The sequence below is a fragment of the Cellulomonas rhizosphaerae genome (assembly GCF_003470205.1).
Taxonomy (GTDB): Bacteria; Actinomycetota; Actinomycetes; order Actinomycetales; family Cellulomonadaceae; genus Cellulomonas; species Cellulomonas rhizosphaerae.
Map to the genome: position 1 here is coordinate 1 of NZ_QWKP01000104.1, position 9,322 is coordinate 9,322.

Annotated in this window: 10 protein-coding genes; 5 read left to right on the forward strand and 5 right to left on the reverse strand. The window is 73.8% G+C overall.

Annotated elements, in window-relative coordinates:
- The 3 genes from D1825_RS02315 to nhaA form a co-directional block, all read left to right on the forward strand.
- On the forward strand, positions 1-829 hold an 829-nt coding region (locus tag D1825_RS02315), incomplete at its 5' end, for an HNH endonuclease signature motif containing protein (RefSeq protein ID WP_138067369.1).
- Positions 830-930: 101 nt separating this feature from the next.
- Positions 931-1,764: a polyphosphate kinase 2 gene (ppk2, locus tag D1825_RS02320; RefSeq protein ID WP_118765876.1), complete on the forward strand. Its 834-nt coding sequence runs from the start codon at positions 931-933 to the stop codon at positions 1,762-1,764.
- Positions 1,765-1,841: 77 nt separating this feature from the next.
- A complete protein-coding gene (nhaA, locus tag D1825_RS02325; protein ID WP_118765877.1) occupies positions 1,842-3,218 on the forward strand; it encodes a Na+/H+ antiporter NhaA in 1,377 nt (458 codons plus the stop codon).
- A 40-nt stretch (positions 3,219-3,258) separates the two neighbouring features.
- Here nhaA and D1825_RS02330 read toward each other — a convergent pair whose 3' ends face one another.
- The 5 genes from D1825_RS02330 to D1825_RS02350 form a co-directional block, all read right to left on the reverse strand.
- The gene (locus D1825_RS02330) at positions 3,259-3,744 is read right to left on the reverse strand and encodes an SRPBCC family protein (RefSeq protein ID WP_118765878.1); all 486 of its coding nucleotides are present in this window, start codon (positions 3,742-3,744) and stop codon (positions 3,259-3,261) included.
- 37 nt (positions 3,745-3,781) lie between these two features.
- Positions 3,782-4,618: an SDR family NAD(P)-dependent oxidoreductase gene (locus D1825_RS02335; protein WP_118765879.1), complete on the reverse strand. Its 837-nt coding sequence runs from the start codon at positions 4,616-4,618 to the stop codon at positions 3,782-3,784.
- A 32-nt stretch (positions 4,619-4,650) separates the two neighbouring features.
- Positions 4,651-5,190, reverse strand: coding sequence for a DsbA family protein (locus D1825_RS02340; protein WP_118765880.1), 540 nt, complete (start codon positions 5,188-5,190; stop codon positions 4,651-4,653).
- 88 nt (positions 5,191-5,278) lie between these two features.
- Positions 5,279-5,815 carry a methylated-DNA--[protein]-cysteine S-methyltransferase gene (locus D1825_RS02345; protein ID WP_233549572.1) on the reverse strand — a complete coding sequence of 179 codons (537 nt, stop codon included), beginning with the start codon at positions 5,813-5,815 and terminating at the stop codon, positions 5,279-5,281.
- A gap of 120 nt (positions 5,816-5,935) precedes the next feature.
- A complete protein-coding gene (locus D1825_RS02350; RefSeq protein ID WP_233549573.1) occupies positions 5,936-7,540 on the reverse strand; it encodes a mechanosensitive ion channel family protein in 1,605 nt (534 codons plus the stop codon).
- 45 nt (positions 7,541-7,585) lie between these two features.
- Between D1825_RS02350 and D1825_RS02355 the strand changes: the two genes are divergently transcribed.
- Both D1825_RS02355 and D1825_RS02360 read left to right on the forward strand, forming a co-directional pair.
- Positions 7,586-8,419 carry a DNA-3-methyladenine glycosylase family protein gene (locus D1825_RS02355; protein ID WP_199721467.1) on the forward strand — a complete coding sequence of 278 codons (834 nt, stop codon included), beginning with the start codon at positions 7,586-7,588 and terminating at the stop codon, positions 8,417-8,419.
- Between the two features lie 195 nt (positions 8,420-8,614).
- Positions 8,615-9,322, forward strand: a 708-nt coding sequence (locus tag D1825_RS02360) for a DUF4349 domain-containing protein (RefSeq protein ID WP_158580665.1), incomplete at its 3' end; no start/stop codon positions are given.

Below are 9,322 nucleotides of genomic sequence, written 5' to 3' on the forward strand. Positions count from 1 at the left end.
CCTGATGGTGCCGCCGACGAAGGACGACACCCGGACGACGCCGCAGCGCCGCGGTCAGGCGCTCGCGGACCTCGCGCGGCTGGCGCTCGAGCAAGGGATGGTCGGGGGCGGGAGCGACGTGCGCCCGCACCTGTCGTGCGTGGTCGACTTCGAGACGCTGCAGCGCGCGGTGCGCCGCGCCTACCGTCAGCCGGACGACCAGCCGGACGCGCCGATCCCAGGTGGAGTGGATCGCGCCGACGGATCGGTGCCGTCCGCCACCCCGCCGCCCGATCCGGACCCGGACACGGGCCCAGGCCCGGGCACGGGCCCACAACCGGACTCCTCGTCGGGCGCTGACGCTCGTTCACGCCCACCGGTCGGACTTCGGCATCGTTCTGGCCGGCCCGCGCGCGGACCGCGGCGGCTTCCGCCGATCTCCGACATCGACCGCTTCGCCGTGACCGACATCCTCGGCGGCGGAACTCTGCCCGGACCGGTCCTCGCCCGGCTCGCGTGCGACGGTGAGCTCACGCGCCTCGTGTTCGGCCCGTCGTCCCAGCTGATCGACGTCGGCCGGGCGGAGCGGACCTTCTCGGGGCCGCGCCGCCGCGCGATCGTCGCCCGCGACCGGACGTGCCGGTACCCGGGCTGCACCGCCCCGCCTGCGCTCGGCGAGCTCCACCACGTCGAGCACTGGGCCGACGGCGGCAGCACCGACGCCAACTCCGGCATCCTGCTGTGCTGGTACCACCACGACCTGGTCCATCGACTGAGGATCGAGATCCGTCGATCACCGTCCGGCGGCTGGACGTTCGTCACCCGCCACGGCCTCGACGTCGCGGCGTGACGGGGCCGCGTTCGTGGGGGCCGCGCGCGGCGCGCAGGTCGCGTCCGGCGCGTTCGTCGCCGGACGGGGCGCGCGGGCGACAGGACCGCTAGGTTCCGAGGATGGCGAAGAAGGCGGACAAGAAGAAGCTGTCCAACAAGGTCTACGAGGCGGAGCTCTTCCGGCTGCAGACCGAGCTGGTCACGCTCCAGGAGTGGGTCAAAGCGACGGGCGCGCGCATCGTCGTGATCTTCGAGGGTCGCGACGCAGCCGGGAAGGGCGGCACCATCAAGCGCCTGACCGAGTACATGAGCGCCCGCACGGCGCGCATCGCGGCACTTCCCGCCCCGACCGAGCGCGAGAAGACGCAGTGGTACTACCAGCGCTACGTCAACCATCTCCCGGCCGCAGGCGAGATCGTGGTCTTCGACCGCTCCTGGTACAACCGCGCGGGAGTCGAGCGCGTCATGGGCTTCTGCACGCCGCAGGAGTACAGCCGCTTCATGCGGCAGACGCCGATCTTCGAGCAGATGCTCGTCGAGGACGGGATCCTGCTGCGCAAGTACTGGTTCTCGGTCTCGGACGGCGAGCAGCTCAAGCGATTCCGCTCGCGCCTGAAGGACCCGCTGCGCCAGTGGAAGCTGTCGTCGATGGACCTCGAGTCGATCTCGCGGTGGGAGGAGTACTCGCGCGCCAAGGACGAGATGCTCGTGCACACGGACGTCCCGGCCAGCCCGTGGTTCATCGTCGAGTCGGACATCAAGAAGAACGCACGCATCAACATGCTCGCCCACCTGCTCTCGACCATCCCGTACACCGACGTCCCGCGGGACAAGATCCACCTGCCCGACCGTCCCGCTCCCTCGAGCGGGTACGAGCGGCCCCCGCGCGACCTGTCGACGTACGTGCCCGACCAGGCTGCCCGCCTGCTGGGTGACCGCGAGAAGGACCTGTAACCGGTCGCGGGCCGTCGGGCGAACGTCACGTCGCGCGCCCGTTGCGTCCGCCGCCCCGACCTGCGACGTTGGACGCCATGTCGGCCCCCACGTCCTCGCCCGGGCCGAACCTGCGCGTCCGAGTCCCCGGCGTCTCCCCCGCGGTGCGGGACTTCCTCGCCACGGAGGCCGGGTCCGCCGTCGTGCTGCTGGGCGCCACGGTGCTCGCCCTGGTGTGGGCGAACTCCCCGTGGTCCGACGCGTACGAGGCGTTCTGGTCGACGACCGCGGGATGGCACGTCGGCAGCTGGTCGATCGACCTCGACCTGCACCACTGGGTCAACGACGCCGCGATGGCGGTCTTCTTCGCCGTCGTCGGTCTCGAGATCAGCCGCGAGGTCAGCCACGGCGAGCTGCGCGACCGCCGCACGGTCGCCGTGCCGGCGCTCGGTGCGCTCGGCGGGCTGCTCGTGCCCGTGCTCATCTACCTCGCGTTCACCGCGGGCACCGACGCCATGCACGGGTGGGGCGTCGTGATGTCGACCGACACCGCGTTCCTCGTCGGGATCCTCGCGCTCTTCGGTCCCGCGTGCCCGGACCGGCTGCGCCTGTTCCTGCTGACGCTGGCGATCGTCGACGACATCGGCGCGATCACCGTCATGGCCGTCTTCTACTCGGACGACGTCGACCTCGCCGCGCTCGGGCTGGCCGCGCTCGTGGTCGTCGCGATGCTCGTCATGCGGTGGCTGCGGGTGTGGCAGCTGACCCCGTACGTGCTGGCCGGGCTCGTGCTGTGGGGCGCGGTGCAGGCGTCCGGGGTGCACGCGACGTTGGCGGGCGTGCTCGTCGGGCTGCTCGTGCCGGCCACCCTGCCCCGCCGGGAGCACGTCGAGGCGGTGGCCGGGTACGCGGGCGACCTGGTCGACGACGCGACCGCGGAGCGCGAGCACCTCGCCGAGCTCGCGGCGCGCGCCGCGGTGCCGACGAGCGACCGGCTGCAGCGGATGCTTCACCCGTGGAGCGCCTACGTGGTCGTCCCGCTGTTCGGGCTCGCGAACGCTGGCATCCAGCTCGATCCCGACACCCTGTCGGACGCGATGCGGTCGCGGCTGACAATCGGCGTCGCGGTCGCGCTCGTCGTCGGCAACGCGGTCGGCATCACGGGCGCGGCGACGCTGGCCATCCGCCTGGGGCTCGGCGAGCTGCCCGGCCGCGTGCGGTACGGGCACCTGCTCGGCGGCGCGGTTCTCGCGGGGATCGGCTTCACGATCTCGCTGTTCATCGCCCAGCTCGCGTTCGACGACGAGACCCAGCTGTCCGAGGCGAAGATCGGCATCCTCGCGGGCTCGCTCATCGCGGCGGTGCTCGGCTCGATCCTGCTGCGCTGGCTCGGCGAGAAGCTGCCGCTGTGCTCGCCTGGCTCGGACGGCCCTCCCCCGTCGCTCCCGCCGCTGCCTTGGGGAGTGCAGGTCTGACGGTCGGCGCGCGAGACGCCGCTCGTGGTGGGCGCCGGGGTCAGCCCTCCAGCGCCCGGGCGGAGTAGCGCGCCAGGATCAGCGGCCAGTCGCCGAACTTCGCGCGCAGCTGCTCGTCGCCCTCGTGCCACCCACCGTGCGCGAACCTGACGAGAGTGCTGCCCAGGGTGTCGAGCGGCTCGACGAACTCGACGGTGATCACCGACGACGTCCCCGGCGGCTGCGCGAGCGTGGAGGTGTGGACGAGCCGCGCGACGGCAGGCGCCGCCGGGTCCGCCGCGCTCGCCCCGGTCCCGTCGACGGCCTCCACGACGCAGCCCCACTCGACCTCACCCAGCGGATCGACGAGGAAGAGCACGCGCCCGCCGGGCCACGGCTCGATCCGGGCATCACGGAACCCGGCCGCATCGGGGGTGTACTGCGCCGGCCACCAGGACCCGAGGTCGACGTACGCGGCGAAGGCATTCGCCGGAGTCACGCCCGGAAGGACGAGCTCGTGGCGGATCGGTTCGAGGTCGGAGCTCATGACGGGTGGCTCGCTCTCGGGAGCCGTGGACGGCCGATCAGGCGATCGGGTCGTCGTCGCCGTAGGGCGTGAGTCTCATGGTGCGCGCGTCGCCGGCCACGATGCGGTCGGCCGCCGCGAGCAGCGACTCGACGGTGTCGGTGCCGGCCCTCACCAGCCGGCCCGAGAGCTCGTCGAGCGCGCCCTCGCCGAAGGCCTCCACCAGGGCGACCACCTCCGACAGCGGGGTCCAGTCTGAGCGCCCCTCGTGCATGGGCATGGACCCGGTCATGTCGGTCTCGACGTGCCCCGGAGCGAGGTCGAGCACGCGGATTCCCCGGTCGCGGTACTGGGTGTCGACCAGCGTCGTGAGCCGCGCGAGCGCGCCCTTGCTGATCCCGTACCCGGTGTAGGTCTGGGAGCGGCGGTAGCCGGAGCCCGAGTTGAGGTTGAGGATCCGGCCGCCGCCCCGCGCGAGCATCGCGGGCAGGACCGCATGGGTCACCAGGAGCGGGCCGCGCACGTTGGTCTCGATGACCCGCCAGGCGTCCTCGACGTCGTCGGTCACGAAGTCGGTCTCGGCGCGTTCGATCACGCCCGCGTTGTTGACCAGCAGCCCGATCCCCCCGAGATCGGCCTCGGCGCGTGCGACGGCGTCGGCGACCTCGGTCGCGTCCACGAGGTCAGCCGACGACGCGAACGCCGTGCCGCCGTCCGCCCGGACGAGCGCGGCGACCTCGTCGACGTGCGCCCGCGTGCGGCCGACGAGCGCCACCGCGTACCCCGCACGCGCCAGCCCGAGCGCGATGCCTCGGCCGATGCCGCGACCACCGCCCGTCACCAACGCCGTACGCGGGACAGGGGCGAGTGGGGCGCGATCAGTCACGGCGACCATGGTGCCCCATGCGTCCGAGCCGACGCTCGTCGTCAGGCGCCGGCCGCCGCCACGGCCTCGCGCAGCGCTGCCAGCTCGACGCGCCCGCGGAACCGCGTGCTCCCGACGAACAGGGTCGGCGTCCCCTGCACACCGGCGGCGAGGCCCGCCAGGTAGTCGCTCTCCACGGCGGGCGCGTAACGCTGCGCAGCGGCGCCGGCGAACGAGTCCGGGGCCAGCCCGAGCGTCAGCGCGTGCCGGCGCAGGTCGGGGTCGGCGAGGTGCGCCTGGTCCGCGAAGCACAGGTCGTGCAGGTCCCAGAACCGGCCGTGCTCGCCCGCGGCCTCGGCGGCGAGCGCCGCGGTCAGGGCGTGCGGGTGCACCTCGAACAGCGGGAAGTGCCGCCACACGAGTCGCACCTGCCCGTCCGAGGTGTCGACCAGCTCGCGCAGCACGGGCGCCGCCGCCCGGCAGTGCGGGCACTCCAGGTCGCCGTACTCGGTGACCGTGACGGGCGCGGTCGGCGACCCGTACGCGTGCCGCTCGGGGGCGGTCGACGGGGTCGGGGCGCCGGTGGTCGGGGTGTTCGCCATGGTCAGAGCATGCCCGGTGCGGTCGGCGATGCCCAGGCCGGGCCGACGGCGCAGGCCAGCACAGCGCCGGACAGCCGGGTGAAGCCGCTCAGAACAGCCGCGTCGCCTCGAGGTCGAGGAGGAACCGCTTGCGCTCGATCCCGCCCGCGTACCCGGTGAGCGACCCGTCGGCGCCGATCACGCGGTGGCACGGGACGATGATCGCCAGCGGGTTGCGCCCGTTCGCGGCACCGACGGCCCGCGACGCGGTCCGTGGGTCGAGGCCCACGTCGGCGGCGAGCTGCCCGTACGAGCGGGTCTCGCCGTACCGGATGCGGATCAGGCCGGCCCACACGCGCTGCTGGAACGGGCTGCCGACGAGGTGCAGCGGCAGGTCGAACGAGGTGCGGATCCCGGCGAAGTACTCCGCGAGCTGGCGCGACGCCTCCCCGAAGCCGTCGTCGACCGCGACGCCGAACGACCCGCGCGCGGGCGACCCGTCGAGCTCGGGCAGCAGGAGCTTGCTCAGCACGCCGTCGGTCGCCACGAGGGTGACGGGCCCGACCGGCGACGGGACGAGCGTGTGCGTCGTGACTCCCGCACCCGCGGTGAGGTCCTGGAGCGTGTCGCCCGTCATGGTCGTCATCCTGCCGTCCTTCCGTCGTGGTCGCGGCCCGCCACTCCTGGCCCGAGATTCGGACCAGGAGCCGCGGGCGGCCTCACGAGGGAGACGTCCCGCGGGCGCCCGATGTGAGGTCGGCGTGGATCAGGACCGCCGGTCGTCCTCGGAGTCCTCGTCCGGCCCAGAGCCCTCCGAGACCTCGGCGTTGTGCTCGCGCTCGTCGATGACGTCTTGCCCGGGCCCCTGGAAGTTCCGCGACCGCTCGAGCGCCTCGATGCTGCCCGTGAACAGGCGCGAGTCGCTCCCGACGGGCCGCATCGCTTGGGTGTCGTCCATCGCCCAGCCGCCCGGCAGGGGCAGCGGGCCCGTCGCCGCCTCGGACGGCTCCGGGGAGGGCGCGTCGTTCACGGCCGTGATCGGCACCGTCCCCGATGTCGCGGGCACGCGCTCGGTCGGCGGCGTGCCCGCCGGCGCGGGCGCGGCGGCCGGCCCGTCAGGCGCCGTGCCATGCTCGCTCGTCGCGAGTGAACCGTCACCGCTCGTCGCGGGCGCGTCGCCGTCACCCGTTGCCGGGACGTCCCGGTCCGACGCGGGCGCGCTCGGCCGCAACGTACCGGCCACCGCCGGACCGTCGGTCGGCACCGCGTTCGCGGAACCCTCCCACCGCGTCCGCGGGATCGCGTGCGGCGCCTCGCGCTGGGCCCACTCCACGAGCCCCTCGCGCACGTAGCAGCGCAGGTCGAACAGCGTGGGCGCATCGGCGGCACTTGCGAGCGCGCGGACCCGCACGGAGCCACCGACCGCGTCGACCACCTGCAGGATCCCGACGCGGCGGTCCCACAGGTCGGTCCGGTCGAGCAGGCGGGTCAGCTCGTCGCGCATCGCCTGCACCGGCACCTGCCAGTCGACGTCGAGCTCGACGGTGCCGAGCAGCTCGGCCGCGCGTCGGGTCCAGTTCTCGAAGGGCGTCGTCGTGAAGTAGGTCGACGGCAGGATCAACCGCCGGTCGTCCCACGCGTGCACCACGACGTAGGTGAGCGTGAGCTCCTCGATCCGGCCCCACTGCCCGTCGACGACGACCACGTCGTCGACCCGGATCGCGTCGGTGAACGCAAGCTGCATGCCGGCGAAGACGTTGGCGAGCGACGACTGCGCCGCGAGGCCCGCGACGATCGACAGCAGTCCGGCCGACGCGAGCAGGCTCGCCCCGAACGCGCGCGCCGACGGGAAGGTCAGCGCGATGCCCGCCGCCGCGCACACCACGAGCACGGCGACCGTCACGCGCCGCAGCACCTGCACCTGCGTCCGGACCCGACGCGCGTGCCGGTTGTCGGCGACGTCGGTGCGGTAGCGGGCGAGCGCTGCGTCCTCGAGCACGAACGCGAGGCTCCCGACGAGCCACGTGACCGCGACGATCAGGGCCACCAGCAGCAGGTGCTCGGCGACTCGGCGCCAGTGCGTCGGGTCGATGCTGATCCGGAGGGCGATCCACACCGCGACCACCACGAGCACCGCCCGCAGGGGTGTGCGCGAGCGCTTGGTCAGGTCGGCCGCGATGGACGAACGTCGGGCCAGGCGCCCGACGAGGGCTCCGACGAGGGCCGACACCGCCACGGCGACCACCGCCGCGACGACGACCGCGAGGATCAGCAGGAGCACGTCGGTGACCCCGGTGTCCTGGCTCGTGGTTTCGGGCGCCGCGGCAGCGGCGAGAGGGGCGGACGGGAGAGTCGTGAGGAAACGGATCACCGGCACAGGTTAGGCGCCGCCCCCGTGAGCGGGCAGACTCGCGCGGTGGACGTCCCCCTCGACCCCGGCCCGCTGCTCGGCTCCCTGCGCGCCCACGCCGTCCCCGGCGTCGAGGAGGTCGACGTCGATGCCGGCACCGTGCGACGCGCGGTGCGCCTCGCCGACGGACCGACCGTAGTCGAGGCCCGCCTGGCCGCGGACAGGGTCGAGATCCGCGTGATCGAGGGCAGCGCGTCCGACGACGAGCTCGCCGCGCTGGCCACCCGCTGGTTCGGCCTGGCCGACGACGTGGCGGCCGTGGGTCGGCACTTCGCCGACGACCCGGTCCTCGCCCCGCTCGTCGCCGCGCGGCCTCGCCTGAGGATCCTCGGCCACCCCGACGGCTTCGAGGCCGCCGTCCAGACGGTCCTGGGCCAGCAGGTCTCGCTCGCCGCGGCCCGCACGTTCACCGGCAGGTTCGCTGCCGCCTTCGGGATGCCCGGCCCGGGTGGCTTCACGGTGTTCCCGACCCCGTCCGCCGTCGTCGGGCGCGACGCCGACGAGGTCCAGGCCGCCGTCCGCGTCACCGGCGCGCGCGCCCGCACGCTCGTCGCCCTCGCCCGGGCCTGCGCCGACGGGCTGGACCTCGCGCCCGGCATCGACCTCGCCGACGTCCGCGCGCGCCTGCTCGCGCTGCCCGGCATCGGACCGTGGACCGTCGAGTACCTGGCACTGCGGGTGCTCGGTGACCGCGATGCCTTCCCGGCCGGGGACCTCGTGCTGCGGCGCGCGCTCGACGTGCCGGACACGCGTGCGGTCGACGAGGCCGGGCGCCCGTGGGCGCCCCTGCGTGCCTTTGCGGCGCAGCACCTCTGGACGGTCACGGCCTACCCGGCATAGGCCGGGCCACGCCGACGACGTTCGTGCTGACCTGCGTCGATCCCCGAGGCGCTGGCGCAGACGCAGCCCTGACGCAGCCGCGGCCCGATCGGTTGACACCGCTCCGGTCCCGATCTCATGACGGTCACATCACCGTTGCGCGACGATCTCGCCGTTCTCGCCCGACGAGCGCCTCGCACCCCTAGCGTCACCACCATGACGACCTCGACGGCACGACCCACCCACCGCGCCGGCGCCGCGCTCGCGGGCGCCGCCCTCCTCGCCGCCCTGCTCGCGGGCTGCTCCGCCAGCAGCGGCGACTCGGCCAGCTCCGCCGACGTTCCAGCGGCCGCCGCCGGTGGCGGGAACAGCGCGGGTGACGCCGCGAGCGCCGAGGACGGCGGGGACAAGTCGTCGACCCTCGAGGCGAGCGGCGAGCAGCGGCAGGTCGTCCAGACCGGCGACCTCGACCTGCGCGTGAAGGACGCCCGCAAGGCCACCGACGCTGTGGTGACCAGGGTCGAGGCCGTGGGCGGTCGGGTCGACGACCGCTCGGAGCAGGCCACGACCGAGGACTCGGCCGGCAGCGCCTCGCTCGTCGTGCGCATCCCCGCGAACCAGGTGACGCCCGTCATCGACAGTCTCGACACGATCGGGACGGTCGACCGGATCGACCTCAAGGCGACCGACGTCACCGGCGCGGCGCAGGACCTCGACGCGCGCATCCATGCGCTCGAGGTCTCGGTCGACCGCATGGACGCCCTGCTTGCCAAGGCCACGACGAGCAAGGACATCATCGAGGCCGAGAGCGCCCTGACCGAGCGTCAGTCGAGCCTGGAGCAGCTCCAGGCCGAGCGCAACCGCCTCGCGGACCAGGTCTCGCTCTCGACCCTGACACTGAACATCTACGGCCCCGACGTCGCG